Annotated in this window: 24 protein-coding genes; 16 read left to right on the top strand and 8 right to left on the bottom strand. The window is 63.1% G+C overall.

Features of this window, described 5'->3' with window-relative positions; translation table 11 throughout:
* Nucleotides 1-66: 66 nt before the first annotated feature.
* Entirely contained in the window at nt 67-1095 is a 1029-nt protein-coding gene (locus ACP691_RS06625) for an AraC family transcriptional regulator (RefSeq protein WP_426198785.1), read from the bottom strand.
* A gap of 114 nt (nt 1096-1209) precedes the next feature.
* Between ACP691_RS06625 and ACP691_RS06620 the strand changes: the two genes are divergently transcribed.
* Nucleotides 1210-2238, top strand: a complete 1029-nt coding sequence (locus ACP691_RS06620) for an alpha/beta fold hydrolase (RefSeq protein ID WP_426198783.1) — start codon at nt 1210-1212, stop codon at nt 2236-2238.
* Nucleotides 2235-3194 carry a D-2-hydroxyacid dehydrogenase family protein gene (locus ACP691_RS06615; protein WP_426198782.1) on the top strand — a complete coding sequence of 320 codons (960 nt, stop codon included), beginning with the start codon at nt 2235-2237 and terminating at the stop codon, nt 3192-3194. Before ACP691_RS06620 ends, ACP691_RS06615 begins: the two co-directional genes overlap by 4 nt.
* A gap of 2 nt (nt 3195-3196) precedes the next feature.
* Here ACP691_RS06615 and ACP691_RS06610 read toward each other — a convergent pair whose 3' ends face one another.
* Nucleotides 3197-3499, bottom strand: a complete 303-nt coding sequence (locus ACP691_RS06610; protein WP_426198780.1) for a hypothetical protein — start codon at nt 3497-3499, stop codon at nt 3197-3199.
* 93 nt (nt 3500-3592) lie between these two features.
* Between ACP691_RS06610 and ACP691_RS06605 the strand changes: the two genes are divergently transcribed.
* Nucleotides 3593-4078: an LEA type 2 family protein gene (locus ACP691_RS06605; RefSeq protein ID WP_426198779.1), complete on the top strand. Its 486-nt coding sequence runs from the start codon at nt 3593-3595 to the stop codon at nt 4076-4078.
* A gap of 12 nt (nt 4079-4090) precedes the next feature.
* On the opposite strand, the gene ACP691_RS06600 is transcribed toward ACP691_RS06605, so the two are convergent.
* Nucleotides 4091-4345: a hypothetical protein gene (locus ACP691_RS06600; protein WP_426198778.1), complete on the bottom strand. Its 255-nt coding sequence runs from the start codon at nt 4343-4345 to the stop codon at nt 4091-4093.
* A gap of 106 nt (nt 4346-4451) precedes the next feature.
* Between ACP691_RS06600 and ACP691_RS06595 the strand changes: the two genes are divergently transcribed.
* Entirely contained in the window at nt 4452-4766 is a 315-nt protein-coding gene (locus ACP691_RS06595; protein WP_426198776.1) for a glycine zipper domain-containing protein, read from the top strand.
* A 45-nt stretch (nt 4767-4811) separates the two neighbouring features.
* Here the strand turns inward: ACP691_RS06595 and ACP691_RS06590 are convergent, their stop codons facing one another.
* The gene (locus tag ACP691_RS06590; RefSeq protein WP_426198774.1) at nt 4812-5000 is read right to left on the bottom strand and encodes a hypothetical protein; all 189 of its coding nucleotides are present in this window, start codon (nt 4998-5000) and stop codon (nt 4812-4814) included.
* Nucleotides 5001-5129: 129 nt separating this feature from the next.
* Here ACP691_RS06590 and ACP691_RS06585 point away from each other — a divergent pair, with 129 nt between their 5' ends.
* The 5 genes from ACP691_RS06585 (at nt 5130) to ACP691_RS06565 (ending at nt 7742) form a co-directional block, all read left to right on the top strand.
* Nucleotides 5130-5297 carry a hypothetical protein gene (locus ACP691_RS06585; protein ID WP_426198773.1) on the top strand — a complete coding sequence of 56 codons (168 nt, stop codon included), beginning with the start codon at nt 5130-5132 and terminating at the stop codon, nt 5295-5297.
* Between the two features lie 112 nt (nt 5298-5409).
* Nucleotides 5410-5874, top strand: coding sequence for a hypothetical protein (locus ACP691_RS06580; protein ID WP_426198771.1), 465 nt, complete (start codon nt 5410-5412; stop codon nt 5872-5874).
* Between the two features lie 182 nt (nt 5875-6056).
* Nucleotides 6057-6440: a Mor transcription activator family protein gene (locus ACP691_RS06575; protein WP_426198770.1), complete on the top strand. Its 384-nt coding sequence runs from the start codon at nt 6057-6059 to the stop codon at nt 6438-6440.
* Nucleotides 6441-6522: 82 nt separating this feature from the next.
* Nucleotides 6523-7167, top strand: a complete 645-nt coding sequence (locus ACP691_RS06570; protein ID WP_426198768.1) for a DUF2589 domain-containing protein — start codon at nt 6523-6525, stop codon at nt 7165-7167.
* A 56-nt stretch (nt 7168-7223) separates the two neighbouring features.
* The gene (locus tag ACP691_RS06565; RefSeq protein ID WP_426198766.1) at nt 7224-7742 is read left to right on the top strand and encodes a DUF2589 domain-containing protein; all 519 of its coding nucleotides are present in this window, start codon (nt 7224-7226) and stop codon (nt 7740-7742) included.
* Here the strand turns inward: ACP691_RS06565 and ACP691_RS06560 are convergent.
* Both ACP691_RS06560 and ACP691_RS06555 read right to left on the bottom strand, forming a co-directional pair.
* Nucleotides 7739-11422, bottom strand: a complete 3684-nt coding sequence (locus tag ACP691_RS06560; RefSeq protein ID WP_426198764.1) for a translocation/assembly module TamB domain-containing protein — start codon at nt 11420-11422, stop codon at nt 7739-7741. The two genes, ACP691_RS06565 and ACP691_RS06560, sit on opposite strands and share 4 nt — an antisense overlap.
* Nucleotides 11419-13146 carry an autotransporter assembly complex protein TamA gene (locus tag ACP691_RS06555; RefSeq protein ID WP_426198762.1) on the bottom strand — a complete coding sequence of 576 codons (1728 nt, stop codon included), beginning with the start codon at nt 13144-13146 and terminating at the stop codon, nt 11419-11421. The genes ACP691_RS06560 and ACP691_RS06555 overlap by 4 nt, the downstream gene beginning before the upstream one ends.
* A 111-nt stretch (nt 13147-13257) precedes the next feature.
* Here ACP691_RS06555 and xthA point away from each other — a divergent pair, with 111 nt between their 5' ends.
* Both xthA and ACP691_RS06545 read left to right on the top strand, forming a co-directional pair.
* The gene (gene xthA, locus ACP691_RS06550) at nt 13258-14070 is read left to right on the top strand and encodes an exodeoxyribonuclease III (RefSeq protein WP_426198760.1); all 813 of its coding nucleotides are present in this window, start codon (nt 13258-13260) and stop codon (nt 14068-14070) included.
* 62 nt (nt 14071-14132) lie between these two features.
* Complete coding sequence (locus tag ACP691_RS06545) at nt 14133-15467, top strand: substrate-binding domain-containing protein (RefSeq protein WP_426198758.1); 1335 nt, start codon at nt 14133-14135, stop codon at nt 15465-15467.
* Here ACP691_RS06545 and ACP691_RS06540 read toward each other — a convergent pair.
* On the bottom strand, nt 15461-16672 hold the full coding sequence (locus tag ACP691_RS06540) for an acyl-CoA dehydrogenase family protein (protein ID WP_426198756.1): 1212 nt from the start codon (nt 16670-16672) through the stop codon (nt 15461-15463). The two genes, ACP691_RS06545 and ACP691_RS06540, sit on opposite strands and share 7 nt — an antisense overlap.
* A 143-nt stretch (nt 16673-16815) precedes the next feature.
* Here ACP691_RS06540 and ACP691_RS06535 point away from each other — a divergent pair, with 143 nt between their 5' ends.
* Nucleotides 16816-17754: a LysR family transcriptional regulator gene (locus ACP691_RS06535; RefSeq protein ID WP_426198754.1), complete on the top strand. Its 939-nt coding sequence runs from the start codon at nt 16816-16818 to the stop codon at nt 17752-17754.
* A 521-nt stretch (nt 17755-18275) separates the two neighbouring features.
* On the opposite strand, the gene ACP691_RS06530 is transcribed toward ACP691_RS06535, so the two are convergent.
* Complete coding sequence (locus ACP691_RS06530; protein WP_426198752.1) at nt 18276-18941, bottom strand: LexA family protein; 666 nt, start codon at nt 18939-18941, stop codon at nt 18276-18278.
* 135 nt (nt 18942-19076) lie between these two features.
* Here ACP691_RS06530 and ACP691_RS06525 point away from each other — a divergent pair, with 135 nt between their 5' ends.
* From ACP691_RS06525 to ACP691_RS06510, 4 genes are all read left to right on the top strand, one after another.
* Complete coding sequence (locus ACP691_RS06525; protein ID WP_426198750.1) at nt 19077-19343, top strand: DUF6124 family protein; 267 nt, start codon at nt 19077-19079, stop codon at nt 19341-19343.
* A gap of 69 nt (nt 19344-19412) precedes the next feature.
* A complete protein-coding gene (locus ACP691_RS06520) occupies nt 19413-20561 on the top strand; it encodes a M14 family metallopeptidase (protein WP_426198748.1) in 1149 nt (382 codons plus the stop codon).
* An 82-nt stretch (nt 20562-20643) separates the two neighbouring features.
* Complete coding sequence (locus ACP691_RS06515) at nt 20644-21150, top strand: sigma-70 family RNA polymerase sigma factor (RefSeq protein WP_426198746.1); 507 nt, start codon at nt 20644-20646, stop codon at nt 21148-21150.
* Nucleotides 21147-21914 (top strand): anti-sigma factor family protein, encoded by a 768-nt coding sequence (locus ACP691_RS06510; RefSeq protein ID WP_426198744.1) that lies wholly within the window; start codon nt 21147-21149, stop codon nt 21912-21914. Before ACP691_RS06515 ends, ACP691_RS06510 begins: the two co-directional genes overlap by 4 nt.
* Nucleotides 21915-21925 lie beyond the last annotated feature (11 nt).

The raw sequence follows: 21925 nt of genomic DNA, 5'->3' as shown, positions 1-21925 counted from the left end.
CTCCTATGCCTGATGACCATGTCCCATCCTCAAGCCAGCCTCAACCGCGCACAATGGCCGTGGCGCTCAATCTCGATGCGCGTTTTCGCCAGGGCCCATGATCAGATTGCGGTAATGCCCAGGGTTGCACCCGAACCATTGGCGGAACGCTCGATAGAACGAACTTTCGTCAGCGAACCCGAGGGCTTCGGCGATCTGCGCCAGGCTCAGCCGATCCTCGGCCAGCCACCGTACCGCCCGCTCCTTGCGCACACTGGCCTTGACTCTCTGGACGCTTTGGCCTTCAGCGGCCAGCTTGCGTCTGAAGGTCGCTTCGGACATGCCATGGTCCCGAGCCAGGCTGCTGGCTTCCGGCCAGGCCACCGCTGGAGCCGCCTGCAATTGCTCGCGCAGTTGGTGCGCCAGGCCGGCAGGGTCTCGATATTTTACCAGCAGGTTCCCAGGCAGTCGGCCTATGAACGCCTCCAGATCGCGGGCGGTGCGCCGCACTGGCAGGCCAAGGCAGCCGCCAGGGAGGATCAGCCGGTCATGGGCCTGCCCAAAGCGCAGATGGGCGCCGAAGAAGCGTTCGTAGTCGGCCTGGTCCGCGGGCGCGGCGCTGCGCAGTTCCACGGCCAGTATGGGCAGGCGGCGCCCGGCCAGCCAGCAGGCCAGGCCGTAGACGATCATCCAGAACGTAAAGCAGGTGAACGGACGAGTTGGTGGGGCCACGGGAGCCAGGGTGATCGCCGCGAGGTCGAAGGCGTGGTCTGGTCGCGCATCGAAGTTCCCCAGCATCAGGCGGAGAAAATCCAGCGCAAGGCCGATACCAGCCCCGACGGTGGCCTGTGCGGTGGCCGCGCGCCAGGCAAAGGCCAGGCTGCCGACGCGCAAGGGGCGCTCGCCCATGCCAAAGAACTCGTCGTCCGTAAGCGCGGCCACGGCCTGCCATAGCCGGCCATAGTGAGCAACGCCTACCCGGTCGTCCGGCGCGCCCGGGCGGCCGTGGGAAAAGGCGCTGATCCCGGCGGCCGCCAACGCCTCCCTGGCAGCATCCGAGGGTACCGCTTGCAGGGCTTCGAGCACCAGTTTGGTGGAAATGCTGTCCTTGATCATGGCTGCCTGGAGTGACCGGTCCGCCCCCATGTTAGAGTGGCCCGGTGGGAAAGTCAGCGAACGTCCGCTGGTTTGCCGCGTCCAGCCCGCCTTGCCTGCCAAAGGAACCTCTCCATGCGATCGTGCCTCCTTGCCAGTGCCCTCCTGGCGCTGTTCACCACCTCGCTCGCCGCCGCCGAGGCGCCGGTCTACGGGCCTCAACTCGAGGGATTCGAATACCCCTACACACTGCAGCATTTTTCTTTCGAGTCTCAGGGCAATACCGTGGAAATGGGCTACATGGACGTGGCTGCCACCAGCAAGGCCAACGGCCATACCGTGGTGCTGATGCATGGAAAGAACTTCTGCGCGGCAACCTGGGAGTCCACGATCAAGACTCTGGCCAGCGCTGGCTACCGCGTGGTGGCGCCAGACCAGATCGGCTTTTGCACGTCCAGCAAGCCTGAACACTATCAGTACAGTTTCCAACAACTGGCTACCAACACCCATGCGCTGCTGGAGAAACTGGGCATCAAGGAAGCGATGGTCCTCGGACATTCCACTGGAGGCATGCTCGCCACTCGCTATGCATTGTCGTACCCCCAAGACACCGAGCGGCTCATGCTGGTCAACCCCATCGGGCTGGAAGACTGGAAAGCCCTCGGGGTGCCCTACCGCAGCGTGGATGAGTGGTTCGCCCGGGAGGTCAAGCTCAGCGCCGACAGCATTCGCGAATACGAGCGCAAGACCTATTACGGCGGTCGTTGGGAGCCAGGCTACGAACGCTGGGTCAGCATGCTCGCCGGGCTGAACCAGGGACCGGGGCACAACCTCGTCGCCTGGAACTCCGCGCTGATCTACGACATGATTTTCACCCAGCCGGTCTACTACGAGTTCAGGAACCTCAGGGTGCCTACCCTGCTGCTGGTCGGTACCGCCGATACCACGGCCATTGGCAGTGACATCGCGCCGCCGGACGTCAAGGCGCGGCTGGGGCATTATGATCGGCTCGGCAAAGAAGTCGCCGGGATGATTCCCAACGCCAAGCTGGTAGAGTTTCCCGGTCTCGGCCATGCGCCTCAGATGGAAGAGCCCGAACGATTTCACCGGGCCCTGATCGAGTGGCTGGCGCAGCCTGCCCCCACCGCGGCGGCACGGCCATGAGTGAATGCAGAATCGCGGTGATGGATGACTGGCAACGGGTCGCCCGGGATGTGGTGGAGTGGAACGCGCTGGCTTCGGTCGGCCAGGTAGACTTCCTGCATGATTACCCGGCAGACCTTCCGGCCATGGCTCAGCGGCTCGCTCCCTACACTGTGCTCTGCGTCATGCGGGAGCGAACCCCCTTGCACGCCGAGTTGCTTCAGCGTCTGCCGCGTCTGAAGCTCATCGTGACCGGTGGCATGCGCAACGCCGCCATCGACCTGGCCGCTGCGCAGGCCCGCGGCATCCTGGTCTGCGGGGGGCCGAGCTATCGCCAGGCAGCACCCGAACTCACCTGGGCGCTGTTGATGGCGCTTAGTCGTAACCTGGTGAATGAGGCCAACTCATTACGCAATGGCGGCTGGCAACTGGGCCTTGGCCAGGACCTGGCCGGCAAGACCCTGGGCCTGCTTGGGCTGGGCAACATCGGCAGTACAGTGGCCGGCTATGCCAAGGCCTTCGGAATGAACGTGATAGCCTGGAGCCAGAACCTTACCGAAGCGCGCGCCGAAGCGGTCGGTGCCCGGAAGGTAGAACGCAAGGTCTTGTTCGAGCGGGCGGATATCCTGAGCATCCACTTGGTGCTCAGCGAGCGCACCCGTCACCTTGTCGACAGCCAGGCGCTGGCCTGGATGAAACGCGGCGCGCTGTTGATCAACACGTCCCGTGGCCCGATCGTGGAGGAGCAAGCGTTGCTGGCGGCGCTTGAAAGTGGGCGCCTGGGCGGGGCCGCGCTGGACGTGTTCGACCAGGAGCCCCTCCCGCTCGATCATCCGCTGCGCCATTTGCCTAACGTCCTGGCCACACCCCACCTGGGGTACGTGACGGAGAACAACTACCGAACCTTCTATTCGGCCATGATCGAAGACATCCTGGCGTGGCACGGTGGGCAGCCGATTCGGGCGCTGACACCCTAGATTCAAGGCCGCCGCTGCGCCGGCGGCCTTGGCGGGGCGCCGGGCGCCGGTCTCGGAAAAGCCTGTCCGTTGCCGATGCCGCGATTCTCCAGGCTGGGCATCGGTCTGTTGGGCAAAGCCTGCCAGGCATCGCGTTGAGCCGGAGCGCTCGGCACCGTGCCTTGTCGGCTGTTGGGGTTGATTCGCCGGATTGGGCTATTGAGCGGATTCACCGACGGCTGGGCCTGATAGCCGGGAAGCGGGGGCGCGGCCTGCGCGACGGCAGCCCAGAATGTCAGGCCAAGCGTGACAAGCGAAATACGCATGAAACCTCCAGAAGCGTCCAGCGACGGCAATCGTTCGTCGGCGAACATAGAGAACGCGAAACTGTCGCACAGTTACCGCTGATGGAGTTCGCCATGCTTACCGATTCGTTCCGGGTCGCCCTGTTTTGCATTTTCTGCGCGCTGAACGGTTGCGCATTGTTCTACGCCCATGACCCTTTGAACGTCCAACTGGCCGGGATCGCGCCCGCTCAAGGGGCGGAGCTGGAATGGCGCATGAATGTAAGCCTGCGCATCCAGAATCCCAACCGCGAAGCCATCGACTATTCCGGCGTCGCGTTGAAGCTGGAGATCAACGGCCAGCCTCTGGCCAGCGGCGTAAGCCCGGCCCACGGGCGCCTCGAGGGCTATTCCGAAACCTTGCTGAACGTGCCGATGGCCGTATCCGCCTTCTCGGTGGTGCGTCAGGCCTTCGGTCTTGCGTCGCTGCGCGCCGGCACTGGCTTGCCTTATCGACTCGAAGGCAAGCTGGACGCGCCCGGCCTGGGCAAGGCGGCGCGCTTCGTGGAGACGGGTCGCCTGGATGCTGCCACCCTGATGCCATCCGGGCTCGGCGACTGACCGGCAGCACCCTCAGCGGGCGGCTGCCATCAGCTTGTTCACCTCCGAGCGCACCAGGTTGACGTAGTCGGGGGGGCTCATCTGTTCAAGCTCCGCACGCACCCATTCGGCCCATTTGCCCTTGCGTCTCGGTTTTTCGGCGATCAGCCGCGCCGCTTCTGCCTTGGCGCGTCCCAGGTTGCTCTTCCAGTTATCGAAATGCCGCGCTTTCTCGACCTCGATGGCCTGGCGCTCGGCAAAGGACTTGTTCGCCAGATTCAAACTCATGTGCCTTACCTGCGATGGTTCGTTCAAGCAGCCCAGTTTACACCCTGCTGCAACTTTCAGGGCCATCAGGACTCCCAATCACCACAGTGGAAACCAGGAGCCCGCCATGGCCCGTAAAAACTCTAACCCATTGATCGACGATCAGATTATGGACCAGGCCTTCAGTGAACTCGCGGCATTGGTGGAAGAGTCAGAGGCGCTGCTCGACGGGCGTGGCATCTCGGCCGGCGGCCGGCGCGACTGCCATCGATTGAGACGACTGCTGCGCCGTGGCAGTGAACTGGCCGGCCAGCTCTCGCGCAGGACGGCCCCCGCCCTGGAAGGGACCCGGCAGTATGTGGCCGCGCATCCATTGAAGGCGCTTGGACTTGCCGCTGCCGCAGGCTTGCTGGCGGCCCTGCTGGTGAACCGCCGTGAATGATGAACCCCGCTCGGCTCGCGCGCTCAGGTCTTGATACTGATCGGGCTACCGTTTGACTTTCCGGCGCATGATGCCGTTGATGACGACCGCGACCACGGCCACGCCGATAGCCAGGTACTGGAAGGTTTTCTCATCCAGGCGGCCCTGCGTCTGAAGCCAGGAAAGTCCAAGCATGATGGCGACGATGAGGACGGACAACAGAAGGGAGTATTTCAAACGCTGCATTTGGGTCATGGAGGGCTCGATGTATCGGATTGCTTACCAAGTGGACACGAACGGACGGCAACAAAGTAGCCGCGCGACCATCATAGTACCGCGCCCGCCCTCGCGGTGCGGTGTTTAATCCATGAGGAGTACCCGATTTTGCGTCGAATCACCTGGCTGATTCCAGTTCTATTGACCGCCAGCCTGAGTGGCTGCTGGTTGTTCATGCCTCCGGGCGGCCACGGCGGAGGCGGTGGCGGCGGCCACGGTGGGGGCCATGGCGGCGGCCCGGGCGGCGGTGGCCCAGGCTTCATGCAGCCACGCTGAGCGAAGCAGGCAAGGGTTTGGGTAAACGATTTCACCTTCAACTGGTTCCTGCTTAACTGACCCTGCAGGGTGCTTCAGGCTTAGGCCTTTTCTCCCTGCAAGGACAGTCATGATGCGTCGCTGGTTCATCCTCGTTTCACTCGCTGTGCTCCCTGCCTTCTCCTCCGGCCTGACCCTTCAGGGCATGGAGCCCTCTCAGCTCAGGCGTTACGCGGCCATGCTAGGTGAGCATGCCGGCGCCAGCCAGTGGCAGCGCCTTTGGCAAGCGACCCGGCAGCGCGGGTACTTTGCCGCGGACGGAGAACGGCTGCGTTTCGTGGTACCGATGCGCGAGCTTCCGACGGTTGCCAGGCAAACCCTGAACGCGCCTGATGATCTCGAAATCGAAGGCGGTTCGCGGATGCGTATCCGCCGCAATTTCAATCCGGTCGTAATCGGCACGATCGACGGCAAGCTTCTCCACGGGCTATGCCTCGCGGTGGACTGGAGCGATGCCCCCGCGCTCCGGCCAGGTGAAGCCTGGTCCCCCGCCGACCTGTTTCATGTGAGCCTGCGCCTCGCTGAGCCTTGCGAGTGAACAGGCTTGGTACAACGTCATTCGCCAGCGGCGCTGGCGCCTCCATGCCTTCAGAAGCCTACAATCCCGGCGGAATTTTCCTTCCTCCCTCGCGCCGCTGCTACCCATGTAGCGCCTAGAGCGCCCCTGCACAATGGCCCCGCCAATCGGCGAAACGGACCATCCACTGAAGGGATTTCATCATGGACACTTGCGATCTGAGCCAGATCAATACCGCGCGGCTGCCTCATTCCCTGCGCGCACTCATCGACTGCATTGGTGTAGAGAACGCCTACCGGCTGACTCGGCTCTATGGCGGCCGTCCCCGCTACATACCCAAGAATCCGGCACGCTCAACCCTGGCCAAGCTTTTACCGCCAAGCGCCTTGCAGGCGCTGACTGCACGCTTCGCTGGGACTTCCCTGGAAATTCCCAAGCCCGACCACTTCGATCGGCAGTTGCGTGATCGCAAGATCCTGGAAGAGACCAGTCGTGGGCGGTCACGTTCCGAACTGGCCAACCGCTACGGCTTGAGCCTGCGCCAGATCGGCAACATACGCCGGACGCAGCGGCATGCGGCGGACTGAATGCTCTCTTGGCCGCGCCGCCCTTTTGCCAGAACCGTCGGCGGCGGAGGCCGCGTACTGACCCTTGGAATGGATATCCCTCATGGCTGACCTCAACAACGAACTCATCGGATCCGTCATCAACGCACTACCACTGGACCGCCTGATCGCCGGACCTCTGCAAGCGATGATCCAGGCCCAGACCGCCGCCAGCAAATCCTATGCAGACTTCCTCCTGGGCGTGTGCATTCAGAACGGCAAGGCGGTTGCGGTAAAATTCGACTATGACGAAACCATCACAGACGAAAACGGCGTCTTCAAGGGCACCGTTGCCAAGTCCATGCAGATCCCGCTATTGGCGGCGGTGACCCATCCCAACATCGCAATCAGCGAAGGCACTATCGACTTCGAGCTGACCATTTCCCAGGCTGCCGAACAGAGCAGCCAGACCAGTGCCGGCGCAAACCTGCAGGGGCAACTGGGCTGGGGCCCTTTCAGCTTGTCGGTCAAGGGCCAGATCAGCCATAACCGGGCTCAGACTCGCAAGACCGATACCCGAGCCAGGTATGCATTCAATACCAAAGTCGTGCGTCAGGAGCCCCCCGAGGCGTTGATGAGGGTGATCGATGCCCTGACGGAGGCCGCGCTCAAGCCTGTTCGGCTGCCGGGAACTGTTATCCGGATCGATGAAGACGCTCTTGGCGCGAACGCCTTGAGAGGCCCGGACGCGGGCGCCACCTCTGCCTGAACCCTACCCAGCGCTGCTCCGTCCACGGGGCGGCGCCTCGCCAAGGAGAAGCCTACGTGGGAATGTTCTCCCGCAAGAAACCGATGGTCCCCAGCGACCTTCGGGACATCACCCGCGGCCTTCATGAGGCCGCCAGCAGCGCAAACAATCTGATTGCCCAACAATACATCAAGCTGTTCGATCAATTCTTCGACTATGACCCCGACGACCTGGGCACGCCAATGAAAGCCAAGATGGTGGACGTGGCCCTGGATGAACGCCACCGCATGCAGGTCCCCCTCATCACTCTGGTGTCGCCCCGCGGGCTGGCCATGGATACCATGACCGTGGAGCTCAGCGTGAAGGTCGCCGCCAGTCAGGCCGAAGCACTGAGCCACCCGCTGGAAAACGGCGAACATGGCTGCGCTCGCTTCTTGGTCACGGTTGGCGGCAACCCTGAACAGGAAAAGCGCGGCACCGATGAGGTACGCATCAACATGACCTTCAAGGCCTGCGAGCCCCCGGAAGCGGTGCATCGTCTCATCGAGGAATACACGCGCCTGATCGCGCCGCTGAAGGAAGAAGCCGATAGCTAGAAGTCTCTTTTGTAAAAGAGGTCCAGCGAACTGGCCAGGCCGCTGGCGGCTTCCAGGAAAAGCCGCCGCGTCAGGGCATAGCGCAAGGCGACCGTATTCGCCGGCTCGAACACCCCGACTCCGTAACGCAGGGTCAAACGGTCGGTCAGGTTACCGCTGGCCACTACGCTAGTCTTGTCGCCCGAGCCTTCGGTATCAAGTTGGAAGTCCTGAATACCCAGGCTCTGTGCCAGATGGCCGGCCGTCGAAGAGCTGCCCATCAGGCCGAGTCCCAATGCCGCCTGTGCCAACAGATTGGAGTCTTCTCCCTCAGTGCTCAGGGGCCGCCCCAGCACCAGCCAGGACAAGGCTTGCTCCTGACTCATGGCCGGCTCAGCGAATACCTCGCTGACTGGCTGTTGAACGCTTCCGCTGAGCCGGATGCCGGCGATGACGTCGCTGGTCTGCCGAATGGCTTCCACATCAAGGTAGGGCTGGTCCACGGCCCCGGCGAAGAACAGCCGCGCCCGACGCAAGGTAAGACGCTGGCCGTATGCGCGATAGCGACCATTGCGCAACTCCAGGGAGCCGCGCGTATCCAGATCATTGCCTATGTGCAGCTTTCCCGCGATATCGGCTTGCAAACCGAACCCGTTGAAGGTCAGCTTTTCGTCTCCCACCTGCACATCTATGTCCATGGCGAGGTTGGAGCTGGACCGGGTCGGTCCTTCGCGCCCGACCACCACAGCGTCCTGGGACACCTTTACGGTCGAAGGCGGCAACTGCCTGACCGTGATGGCGCCCCTGGGGATCCGGACCGTACCGGCCAATGCCAGTGCCTGGTCCCGCAGGGTCAGGCGAAGATCGGCACCGGCCTCCACTTTCGCGTAGGGCGGCACTTCAACCGGCAGCTTGCTGGCCTGCAAGGCGACGGCCATTTGCAACGGCCCTGCCCAATCCATGTCGCCGCTGATGCGCCCGCTTCCCTGTTCGCCGCTGCGCCAGCCACCCTCCAGATGAAGGCGGTTACCGACCATCCTGGCATCCAAGGTGGCATCGCGCACGCTGATAGGAAGACCAGGCGCCGACAAGGCACCCCCGGCAAGCGAAAAGGCACCTTCCACGCGAGGCGCCATCAAGGTTCCGCTCAATTGGCCGCTGCCACGCAAGCGCCCGGCAACCTCCTGCGCCTGCTCCACGAAGGGCCGCAGCAGCCCAAGATCCAGCCCTTCGAGCGCGAAGTTGCCTGACAGAGGCTTGCCGGCCCCAAGAGGATCGACTATGGCACGCAGTTGCAGCCGCCCGAGCGCCCGCCCTTCGAACGCAAGGTCGCTGACCACCCGCCGTGGCGCCAGGGTGCTGGTCAGGCGCAAGCTATCGTAAGGCAGGTCCAGCACCTGCTCGTCCTGCTCAACCCGCAGGGTGCCGTTGCTCAGGTCCACGCCCAGGCTTCCGCTCGGCCCTGCGCCCCCAAGATCCAGTTGGAGATCTGCGTTTGCCACCGCTTTCCATTCCATGCCCTGGGGCATCCAGGGTCGCAGGCTGGCCATGGAAAAGTCCCGCAGCCGCAGACGAAGGCGGGGATCCGGGGCCAGGCGCTGGTCGTCCGCGCATAGACTGGCCGTGCCAGCGCGCCAGCAATGAGCGCCCAGTTCGATCCGACCATCGGCCAGTCGCTGCAGGCTCGCCGGCGCCTGAAGCGCCCAGGCCTGTTGGCCGAACGCAACCTGGCCACGGTTCAGTCGCCCCTTCCAGGCTCCCCTTTGCCAGGACCCCTCGGTGCTCAGTTCCAGGTGCGCCTGTGTTCCCGCCAGGTCCAGTTTGACCTGGTGGCGTCGGGCATCGCCGCCTGCCTCGGCGGTAAAGGTTCCCAGCGCCGTGTCGCCCACTGCCAGCCCTTTACCCTTGGCCGACAGCTTCCCTTGTTGATGGGCGTCCAGGGCGGCGTCCAGGGCGAGTGCCTGCAAATGGTAATTTGCCCAGGCCAGGCGTTGAGCATGGAGCCTGAACTGGCCTTGCGGCTGATCGAGTGTCCCCGCCAGGTTCAGTTCACCTTTCAAGGCGCCTGCCAGGCCCGGCCAAAGCTGGTCGAGCCGGGGCGCGTCCAAAGCCAGGCGACCAGAGAGCCGCTGCGCGCTGCTGCCCTCGGCGTTCAGATGGTTGGCGCCTAGGCTGGCGTATAGCTTTTCAGCACGCCAGTCGGTACCCTGCCCCTTCAGTTGGCCCTGCAGTCGAGCCGGCTGTCCACGCAGACGCCCGTCCAGTGAGGCATTTGCGATCAGGTCGAGCTGGCCATCTTGCCAATGACCCTGGCTGTCAAGGCGTCCAGCCAGGCTGCCCGGCAAGGCCGCCACCCAATAGGCCGGATCGAGGGCCGCAAGCTCCAGCTTTGCGGCCCAATCGATACCCTCGACGAAACCCAACCGCAGGTTTCCGTTCAAGGCACCCTTGCCAGCCCTGAGCTGCAAGCCCGGCAGCTGTACGCTTCGAAGATCGCCCTGGAAGGGTGTATCGACGCTGAAAGGCCCCGCAGGCCCGGTGAATTCGCCCTTGAGCGTGCCCTGGTAGCCTTCATCGGCGTATCTGGCTTGCGCCTGCAGACGCTTGGCCACCACGGTCGGCACCGAGGCCTGGGGATACAGACTGGTCCATGGAAAGTCCTGCCAGTCTATCCGCGCGACCCCCTTCAAGCCTTCGCTCCAATCAAGCGAACCCTCCAGCCTCAGTTCCCGATCCTGTGCCGCCACGAGGCTCAGCGCCTTGACCTCTGCGCCGCGGGCAGTGGCGGTGCCGTCCAGAGAAACGGCCACGGCGCCTTCGGATCCCGGCAGACGGCCCTGCCCACGCACTCTGTAACCCTGGGAAAGATCACCTTCTGCATGCAGCTCCATGGCTTCCAAGGTCATGCTCGCAGGTAGGCCCGGACTGGGCACAAAGGCTGCGCTGGTCAGGGTAAGCCGCGCCGGCAGGTGCTCGGCCAGCGGCTGCAGCTCAGCGAGCAGGTCTGCCTCGAGATAACCCGTGCTTCTTCCCTTCAGGTTCAAGGTTCCGGCCAGCGCTCCATCGAGGCTGCCCGAGAGTGACCAGGCCTGCCCTGCTACCTCAGGCAACTGAGCCTTGAGCTGGGCCCGCAGTGGCCAGTCACCGGCAGGCGCGAGTGTTCCCTGGATATCCAGTGCCAGGCCTGCATAGGTGAGCTGCAATCCGCCCAGGCTAAGCCCGGTGTCGTCCCAGCGCGCGGCCAGGCGCAGCTCACTCAGCAAGGGCGCGCCGTCCAGGCGTACTTCATCGATGGCCACCTCCCCGAGCTCCAGGCTCAACGGCATCCGTAGCTCGGGCAGACGGAACGGCTGGGCGTTTTCGCTCGAGGTCGAAGGCGCCGACTGAATGGCCAGTTGTCGTGCCTGCAACTGGCCCAGGCAAACGCTTAGCCTCAGCAGGCAGGAAGGCCGCCACTCCAGACGTGGAGCCCGGGCAGACAACCGCGGGCCGGAGGCGTCGCTCCAGCGCAGTTCCTCGGCCTGCCATCGGCCAGCGAGCCGCCCACTGAACCCGATCACTTCGAGGCCAGGCACCCGCGCAAGCACCCAGCGGCTGCCTGCCTCGGTTCCGAGCAGCCCGAGCGTGGTCCCGGCCACCGCACACAGCACTGCCAGGGGTAGCCCCAGGGCCAGCGCCCAGCGGTGCCAGCGACGGCTCACAGCTCCGGCCCCATGGAGAAATGCAAGCGCAACCCGCCGCCTTCATCGAGACCCTGGGCGAGGTCCACCCGGATCGGACCCACCGGGGACACCCAACGAAGGCCCAGGCCGACGCCGGTCTTCAGGCTGGGCAATGCCAGATCATTGAAGGCATTGCCCTGGTCGACGAAGGCAGCCATGCGCCATTTGGGCGCGAAACTGTACTGATACTCTGCGCTACCAGCGATCATATAGCGGCCGCCAATGTGGTCACCGTCGCCATTTTCAGGGGAAAGGCTCTGGTAGTCATAGCCGCGTACACTCTGATCGCCTCCGGCAAAGAAACGCAGCGAAGGCGGGATAGTCTTGTACCCATTGGTGGCGCTGCCGCCAACCTGCAGCCGCCCGAGGAAACGGTGACGCTCGAACAGGGTTTTCAGCCCGCGCAACTGCACATCGCCACGTAGCAGGTTGTTGTCTGAGAACAGGCCTTCCTTGGCGACCTGGGCGCCGAACTGCAACCGGTAGCCGTTGTTGGGGTCGACCCGGCTATCGCTGTGAAGGTAGCTGTAACTGATGCCAGGCATTACCAGGTTGCTCAGACCTGTATCGTCACCAAGGCGATACTCTTCGCGTTGCCATTTCAGGGAGATGACCCTCTGCCAACCACTGGACAGCTTGCTGTGCCACTCAGGCCCGAGGGTGAGCAGCTTGCTCAGGCTGTCCGTATCGGCCAACTCCTCGTATTGGTAGCCGGCCGCATACCTGAGCTTGTCGGTCAACGGCGAAGCCAGGGGTACGTCGTACCAGAGCCCTACATTCTGCCGCGGGGCCGAGAGTTCGGCTTCGGCACCGTAGCTATGGCCTTGCGGGTTTGTCCAGTGCCGGGTCCAGTTGGCCTTCAATCGCGGACCAACGTCGGTCGCGAAGCCGCCTCCGATTCCGAACGTGCGGGGCGCCCGGGCCTGCAACTGCACAATGACCGGAATGGAGCGTCCCTCGGCGGCCTGGGGCGTGGCTTCCACGATCACGCCCTGAAAATAGCCGGTGGCCTGGAGGTCCCGGTTGAGCTGGGCGACCAGGTCGGCATTGTAGGGCGCGCCCTGGCGAAACGGCACCATTCGCTGGAGCAGCTGTGGTGAGATGATGGAATCCCCCTCGAAACGCACCGGACCGAAACTGTAACGAGGGCCGCTAAAGTAGTGAAGGTCGATATCCGCTTGAGCCGTGCTCGGGTCGATCAGCAGCCGTTGGGTATCGAAACGTCCTTCGAAGAAACCGAGCCGTGATGCCTGGTTCTGGATGAGTCGCTTGGCGTCCTCATAACGGCCGTGGTTCAGGGGGGCGCCGGATACCAGCCCCAGCGCGGGGGGGACCCTGAAATCCGACAGTGCCGCGGCGGGGCCATCGACCCGGATCGCTACCTGGCGCAGGCGGACCCGGCTCCCTGGCTGAACGCGCAGGTGCAGGATGGGCTGATCGCCCCCCGTGACCTTGGTCTGTATCGCTGCGTGGTAATAACCCAGGGCCTCGGCCGCGCTGCGCGCCTGGGCCTGCGCCGCCCGCTGCATGTTCAGCAGCGCTGGCTCGTCGCGGTCGGCGACGCTGCCGACATAGGCTACGATGTTATCGCGCAAGGCTGTGTCCGGCGGGCTTATCTCGACCTGCAGCCGCCCCTGCCCGGTGGCGCTCGTTGCCAGCAAGACCAGAATCAGCCCTGCGCCTGTTCGTCCTGAATGCCTCATGGGCCGGATCCTACCACGACCGGATGCCTGGCGGGCCGGTTACAGGTCTTCGACTGGCTTGGGCCGACCAGCTTCGGTAGCATTTCCGTTTTTCCCGTGGGTGGTCGCGTCATGAAAATGGTTTCGTTCAACATCAATGGTCTTCGTGCGCGACCGCATCAGCTCCAGGCCTTGGTCGAAAAGCATCGACCCGATGTCATCGGCCTGCAAGAGACCAAGGTAGCGGACGAACAGTTTCCCTTGGCCGCGGTTCAAGCGCTGGGCTATCACGTACACTTCCACGGACAGAAGGGGCATTACGGCGTCGCCCTGCTTTCCCTGAGGCCGCCCCTGGCGTTGGGCAAGGGCTTCGCTGGAGATCCGGAAGATGCCCAACGGCGGTTCATCTGGGGCAGCTACGCTGACGAAAACGGCCGTCCCGTCATTATCATGAACGGTTACTTTCCCCAGGGCGAAAGCGTGGACCATCCCACCAAGTTCCCGGCCAAGACCCGCTTCTACGCAGACCTGCAGGCCACCCTGGAGCGTGAGCACAGCCCGGACAGCCCCCTGATCGTCATGGGAGACATGAACATTTCCCCCGAGGACAGCGATATAGGTATCGGCGCCGAGAACATGAAGCGCTGGCTGCGGGCTGGCAAATGCAGCTTCCAGCCCCAAGAGCGCGAGTGGCTGGGCCGGCTGAAGCAGTGGGGACTGGTCGACACCTGGCGCCACTTCAACCCGGGCGTGTCCGATACGTTCAGCTGGTTCGACTACCGCAGCCGCGGCTTCGAGGATTCGCCCAGACGCGGGCTGCGCATTGACTTGATCATGGCTTCCACCGGGCTGCTACCACGCCTGAAGGCCGCCGGCATCGATCATGACATACGCGCCATGGACAAACCTTCGGACCATGCGCCGATCTGGCTGGAGTTGAGCTAGGCCTGTCACATGCCGGTAACCGGGCTGTCTTATCCTGCGACCCCCAACAACGGTGTTCCGTCATGTCGCGGTCCAAGCGAACGGTTGTCGTCCTTGCATGGCTTCTGGGCAGCATTCTGGCGATGGTCGCAGGCGCGGAGCCTTTGTCTGTGCTTCGGGTACAGGGCTCGAATACCATCGGCACAAGCCTGATACCGGCCCTGATACAAGGGCTATTCCAGGCACGGGGGCTGGAAGCGGTGGGCATCGTGCCCCTGCCCGCCGTCAACGAATGGCGCGTTCAAGGACGCTACCCGCTGGGCGCTGAGATCGAGGCCCGGATCGATGCACACGGCAGCGCGACGGGCTTCGCCGCCCTGGCCCGGGGCACCGCTGACCTGGCAGCGGCGTCGCGGCCGATCCATCCGGTTGAAGAAGCGGAACTGTACGGCCAGGCCAACCCTGCCCTGACCGGAGCCGAGCACGTCATTGGCATCGATGGCCTGGCCGTCATCGTTCACCCGAACAACCCTTTGCGTAGCATGGACGCCGCTCAGTTGGCGGACGTATTCGCGGGGACGTTGACTCAGTGGGAACAGCTCGGTGTTCCGCTGGGCCCGATCCATCTATACGCCAGGGACAACCGCTCCGGCACTTGGGAAACCTTTCGCGACCTGTTGCTCTCTCCCCGCGGCCTGAACCTGTCCGCTGCCGCCGCGCGACTCGAATCCAGCGAGGACCTTTCGGCTGCCGTCAGCCACGACCCGCAAGCGATAGGTTTCATCGGCTTGCCCTATGTTCGCCAGAGCCGGGCCCTGGCCGTGGGTGATGGCGAGGCGCAGCCCTTGCATCCAAGTACCGACACAGTTGCAACCGAGGACTACCTGCTGTCTCGTCGACTTTACCTGTACGCCCCTGCTGGCGGCGCGAGCCCGTGGGCAAGCGCCCTTGCCCGCTTCGCCCAAAGCGATGCCGGTCAACGACTGGTGGCCGAACAGGGGTTCGTGGCGCAACAGATTCACCCGGTCAATCCGCAACCCTCCAGCCTGATGCCCGCGGGCTACCTGGCTCTGGCACGCGCCGGCCAGCGTCTGACGGTGAATTTCCGCTTCGCCGGTTCCAGCGCCAGCCTGGACAGCAAGGCCATGGCTGACCTGGAACGCTTGGCCAGCTATCTGCGCAGCCATCCGCGAGATTCGAAAAGGCTTGTGCTGGTAGGTTTCGGCGATACCAAGAGCGACCCGGACCGTGCCGAGCTTCTTTCCCGACTCAGGGCGATGACGGTTCGCCGAGAGTTGGCCCGGCGCGGCATCGTCGCCCAACAGGTGCTTGCCCTGGGCGCGGCGATGCCCGTCGCCAGCAATACCTATGAAAGTGGCCGCGCCCGCAATCGGCGAGTAGAAGTCTGGCTTCAGTGAGGGGCTCGGTACCGCTCCAATTCATACTTGGCGATGGCGGCCCGGTGCACTTCATCCGGGCCGTCGGCCAGGCGCAGTGTGCGCTGCATCGCGTACATATAGGCAAGGGGCGTGTCCGCGCTGACGCCGGCGCCGCCGTGCAACTGAATGGCACGATCGATCACGCGCAACGCTACGTTCGGCGCTACTACCTTGATTTGCGCGATCTCGCTGCGCGCTACCTTGTTGCCCAGCCGGTCCATCATGTCGGCCGCACGCAGGGTCAATAGCCGCGCCATGTCGATTTCGATGCGGGACTCGGCGATAAGGTCCGCGTTACCGCCCAGCCTGGCCAGGGGTTTGCCGAATGCCTGGCGCGACAGCGCTCGCTGGCAGGCCAGAGACAATGCGCGCTCGGCCATTCCCAACGAGCGCATGCAATGGTGAATGCGCCCGGGCCCAAGCCGCCCCTGGGCGATTTCGAACCCTCGCCCAGGGCCAAGAATGACATGGTCCAGGGGCACACGAACCTCATCGAAGACGACTTCGGCATGGCCATGGGGAGCGTCGTCATACCCAAACACGGTCAGGGGCCGAATGACCTTCACTCCGGGGGTGTCGATGGGCACCAGCACCATGGAATGCTGCTGATGACGTGGTGCCTCAGGATCGGTCAGCCCCATGAAAATGAGCACTTCGCAGCGAGGATCACAGGCGCCGGAAGTCCACCACTTGCGCCCATTGATTACCCAATGCTGGCCATCGATCATTGCGGTGGCGCGCATATTGGTGGCGTCCGAAGAAGCGACTTCCGGCTCGGTCATGGCGAATGCCGAGCGGATCCTGCCTTCGAGCAACGGTATCAGCCAGCGCTGCTTCTGCTGCTCGCTGCCATAGCGCACCAGCACTTCCATGTTCCCGGTATCCGGCGCTGAACAGTTGAATGGCTCGGAGCCAAGCATGGACTGGCCCATCAGCTCTGCCAGCGGAGCGTATTCCAGATTGGTCAGTCCGGCGCCGAATTCAGACTCAGGCAGAAACAGGTTCCATAGGCCCTCTGCTCGAGCGCGCTCCTTCAGCAGTTCCATGATTCGGGTAGGCTGCCAGCGCTCGCCCTGTGCCAGTTCCTGGGCAAAGCGTTCTTCGGCGGGAAACACTTCGGCGTGCATGAATGCGACGACCCGCGCGCGCAGCGCTTCGACGCGTGAAGAGTAGGCAAAATCCATCGGTCATTCTCGGCATGGGTCATGGGCGTGGGCCCGATGACTGCAAGCCTAGGGATCAGAGTACTATTTTGCGAGCCTATTATCCTGGTGTATAAACATTCATAAGCCGGATACGGCATCCCTGACCTGAGAGCGTATCGCCCATGAACCTGAGCAAAGTCGATCTGAACCTGTTCATCGTGTTCGACGCCATCTATACCGAGGCGAATCTGACACGAGCAGGGCAGATCGTCGGCATCACCCAGCCTGCCGTGTCCAATGCCCTGGCTCGCTTGAGGGAAACCTTCAACGACCCACTGTTCGTGCGCACGGCTCAAGGGATGGTGCCTACGCCCATGGCACAGAACATCATCGGGTCGGTTCGCAGCGCCCTGGCCCTTCTCAGGGTATCGGTCCAGGAAAGCCGTACCTTCAATCCCGCCGAGGCAGGCAAGACCTTTCGAATCAGCATGACGGACCTGATCGAGGCGGTAATGCTGCCGCCCCTGCTACGACGGTTGCGTAAACAGGCGCCTGGTGTCGTAGTGGAGAGTTTTCTGTGCAAACGACGTGAAACCACCAAGGAGCTCGCGGCGGGCCGTCTGGACTTCGCGGTCGATGCCCCGCTCAACACTGATCCTCAGGTTCGCCACGTGCGTCTGATGGAGGACCGCTACGTATGCGCCATGCGCCGAGGTCACCCTCTGGAAGGCAGGCCGCTCACGCTCGATGCTTACCTCGCCCAGGCTCACATCCATATCTCCAGTCGGCGCAACGGACTGGGTGAAGTCGATCTGGCCCTTGGCAAGCTCGGCTTGCAACGGCGAATCGCTCTGCGCTCGCAGCATTACATGATGGCATCGCAGGTACTGCAGCACACCGACATGGTCATCACCGTGCCTGAGCGATTCGCCCGCCGTCACGATCTTCCCTGTGCGCCACTGCCTGTCCCGGGTGTAACCAGCGTGGAAACTCACCTTTACTGGCATGAAAGCACCGACCAGGACCCCGCCAACCGGTGGATGCGCGAGCTGTTGATCGACCTTTGCGAAGCGGTCAGCCAAAGGGAGCGCTCCCAGGCGCTCGCACAGGCCACGACTTGAAGTGTTACCGAAGGCTTCAGCTGTACCGGTGAACGAGTAACCCGGAAACATAAAAACGTCACTCAAAGCCTTTAGCGCCCTCACCCTCACAGCACGTCATTGTTTTATAAGGATTTATCTGATCTGGCACGGCTTCTGCTATGTGATTGGCACAAGAACAAGAAAAACCCAGCGACACCATAACAACAATACAAACGACTCTGACATAACAAGAACAACCGCGGCAGAGGCGAAGCCAACAGATCTTTTTGACGAAGGTGCGTTTTCAAGGGCAATGCCCACGATCGTTCAAACATAAGAACAAAACTGCCCTGAGGCAGCCGATGAACATCGTACTCACTCGAGAATGGATCAGCGCTCAAAAAAATACGTTTGCTCTTGGCCCCGAGTGGGGGCCGCACAGCGTGCACAGGCAGGCCGACAAAAACAAGAACAGGCCGCCGTAGACCAATAACGAAAAGTGCACACGACCTTGGGGGGAGCTTCGGCTCCCCTCGCTGCATTCGCGCCTATGCCTGAGCCTATTGCAGGTCGAGCATGGCTCGAACCACAACGCCCTTGATTTCCCAGTCATCCTCCCAGCTCATCACCGGCCAGTTCGGATTCAGGGCCCTGAGATAGCGGCGTCCGCCCTCTATCGCCAGCTCCCGAAAGATCGCTTCCTGAACGACGACGGCCGTCACGATCACCAGGTCGCCAGGAGCGGCCTGAGCGCACGGGTCCACCAGTACCAGCGCTCCGGACGGTATGCTACGCCCGAAAGGCGCGCTCATGCTTTCACCCTCTACCTGAAGCCAGTAGGCAGGCCCTTTGGCGTGGTAGTCCGACACGTATTCACGGCCGGTGCTGTAAGCGGATATCGAGGGTTTCGAATCAACCGCGGCCGCCCACTCAAGCACGGGATAACTGAAGCCAGGCCTGGTGATGGCCCACTCAGGGACAGCCGCCACAGCCTGATGACCGTATCTGCCTCGCTGCTCATTGACACGGAGTATCTGCACCACTTCGAGATTCACTTCCCCAAGTTCGCGAAGCACATCGTTCATGGTGTCCAGGTCCGGTCGGCGGCGCCCGCTGAGCCAGTGGTTCACGGCGCCCTGGGAGCGGCCGATGCGTTCGGCGAGCTGCTCCTGCGTAAGGCGGCGCTCGCGCATTTTCTGTTTGACTAGTTCGATCCAGGTTTCCATGGGGTCGTACCTTAGCGCGCAGCGCCACGAGAGCCATACATAATCCGTAATGCTTTGCTTATCCCCCTGCTACGGGCCGTAATTATACTAGGCGCTGCCACGGCTTTCTCAGTGTCATCCAAGCAAGGAGCCTCAATGACGCCCTCTCTCCCCTTCCCGCTTTCCCTGCCATTTTCCCCTCGGGCCAACCTCGACCATCTTGAAGCCTTGACCCAGGCCAGCAGCCTGCTTCACTGCGCGGCGGCCGTAGCCTATGAAAACGCCGATTCGCAAAAGGGTGAAGCGCGCCACCTGGCCTTGGGCGTGGTTCACCTCCTGGGCATGGCCCACGCGCTGGTCATACATTGCCTCGACTGCGGCCTGGAGGTCGAGAAGGTCGTACACGCCGAACCCTGTGACTGATCCGTCTGTAACGTGAGCACCGACCAACCCAGGTGTACACTCTGTTTTTGTCCAACATGAAATCTGCACATGCACTCCAGCCCAAACGCCATCACCATCGAAGCGGGCTTCGATACTGGAAACATTCAGGTACTGGACGCCAGCGACCCTACCAACATTCGCCTGGCCATCAGGCCCGATACCCGCAGCGGCCATTTTCAGTGGTTTCATTTCCGAGCATCCGGACTCGTGGCAGGTGAGCGCTATGAGTTCGTGATCACCAATGCCGGTCAGTCGTCCTATCCCCATGCGTGGAACGGGTACGACGCCGTAGCCTGCGAAGACTCGGAACACTGGTTTCGGGTACCTAGCCATTACGACGGCTCAGCGCTGAGCTTCAGCCTGGTCGCATCGGCGCCGATCATCTCGTTCGCGTATTTCGAGCCATACCGCCTCGCTCGCCACGAGGCCCTGATGGCCCGCGCCGACGCTCATCACGGGCTGGAACGCCTGGCCACTGGCAGGAGTTGCGAGGGACGGGAAATTCCCCTCTACCGCGCAGGCAAGGGGGAGCCGGGCAAACGGAAGCTCTGGTTCATTGCGCAGCAACATCCCGGCGAGCACATGGCCGAGTGGTTCATGGAGGGGATCATAGAAGCGCTCGAGCAAGGCGAGCCCTGGCTGCGGTCCTTGCTGGAGCGGGCTGAGCTGTATCTCATCCTGAACATGAACCCGGACGGCGCCTTCCACGGTCACTTGCGGACCAACGCGGCAGGCAAGGACCTGAACCGGGCATGGCAGGATGCGACAGCCGAGGAAACCCCGGAAGTGCATTTCGCGCTCCAGCAGATGGATAAGCATGGGGTGGACCTTTTCATCGACGCGCATGGTGACGAGGAGATCCCCCACGTGTTCACGGCAGCCTGTGAGGGCAACCCGGGGTACAGTCCTCGTATCGCCGACCTGGAGGCGCGCTTGCGCGATGCGCTGTGCGCACGGACGGCGGAGTTCCAGCAACGGCACGGTTACACCCGGGACCTGCCGGGCCAGGCCAACATGCGCCTGGCCTGCAATGCGGTCGGCCAGCGTTTCGACTGCCTGTCCCTGACGCTGGAAATGCCGTTCAAGGACCACCTCGACGCACCGGAGCCGCGCACCGGCTGGTCAGGGGCCCGCTCGGCGCGTCTGGCCCAGGATATGCTCAAGGTAGTCGCCGACATGGTCCCGGTTCTTCGTTGAAAAAGACGACCGCTGGTCGGCCTGGGAGGGAATAAACGCGTTCCATTGCCGTCTGGCCGGTTCAACCAGCGACGTGATTGCCATGAAAGACCTAGACGAGCAACTGCGAGACCTTCTACCGCGCCTGCGCCGGTTCGCCCTCTCGCTGACCAGGGACAGCAGCAATGCGGACGACCTGGTGCAATCCACCCTTGAACGAGCGTTGGCGCGCTGGAACGGCAAACGCGACGACGGCGACCTGAGGGCATGGTTGTTCTCGATCCTCTATCGTCGCTTCGTCGATAGCCACCGCAGCGCTCGCCGGTATGCCCGCATGCTTGAGTTCTTCATGGGTCATGACGAAGCGCTGCCCTCCACCGAACGCGCGGTGGTGGCACAGGCCGCATTGGGCGCGTTCGACCGGCTCAAGCCGGAGCAAAGAGCCCTGCTCTTCGCGGTGTCGGTCGAGGGAATGAGCTATCAGGAAGCGGCACGGATGCTGGATATTCCCATAGGTACCGTGATGTCTCGACTCTCCCGGGCGCGCAAGGCGCTGCATCAACTGACGGAGGGGGAAATCAGCCCCCCTCCTTTGCGAGTATGCAAATGACGAACCTCCCCCCTTCCGAGCATGATCTTCATGCCTACGTGGACCAACGCCTTTCGGCCGAAGACCGCCAACGGGTGGAAAATTGGCTGGCCAATCACCCGGACACCGCGCGAGAAGTTCAGGCCTGGCAGGCCGACGCCCAGCGATTGCGCGCGGTTTTCGGCGGGGCGCTGAACCTGCCAGCGAACCCCGGCCTGGATCCGCTGGCCATCGCTAGACAGCGTCGCGGCCGCCGCCTACGTCACTTGGCCCGGGCCGCCACACTGGTAATGGCAGTAGGCTGCGGCGCCATGGCCGGATGGCAAGCCCGCGGACCTGAATATCGGCCCGTGGCCACCCATGCGGCGCCCATGACGGATGCCTTGGCCGCCTACCGCATGTTCGCGGCACAGGGGATACTCCAGGCCGACTACACCGGGCAAGCGCCGGGCGATCTGCAGCGCTGGCTGGATAGATACTTCGACCGCGCGCAACGGCTGCCGGACTTGTCACCTGCGGGCTTCCATCCACGCAGCGCGCGCTTGCTCAATACCGACCAGGGCCCAGCCGCAATGGTTGTATACGAAAACGCCGCGGGTGAACGGGCCAGCTTCTATGTGCGTCCTCCCGGGCCCGGCTACCGCCTGTTGCCCCGGGGCAGCCGCCGGGATGGCGAACTGCAGGCCGATTACTGGTCGGACCCGGTCTATAATTACGCCATGGTCAGCGCGGTGGGTCTGGGCAACCGAGAGGCTCTGACGCGCGCCATGGGTAAGGACATCTAGCCCGTATATAC

It is taken from the genome of Pseudomonas sp. DC3200b2, assembly GCF_049895785.1.
GTDB classification, from domain to species: domain Bacteria; phylum Pseudomonadota; class Gammaproteobacteria; order Pseudomonadales; family Pseudomonadaceae; genus Aquipseudomonas; species Aquipseudomonas massiliensis.
The sequence above is the reverse complement of the archived record's forward strand: the minus strand, read 5'-3'. Positions and strand labels throughout refer to the sequence as shown.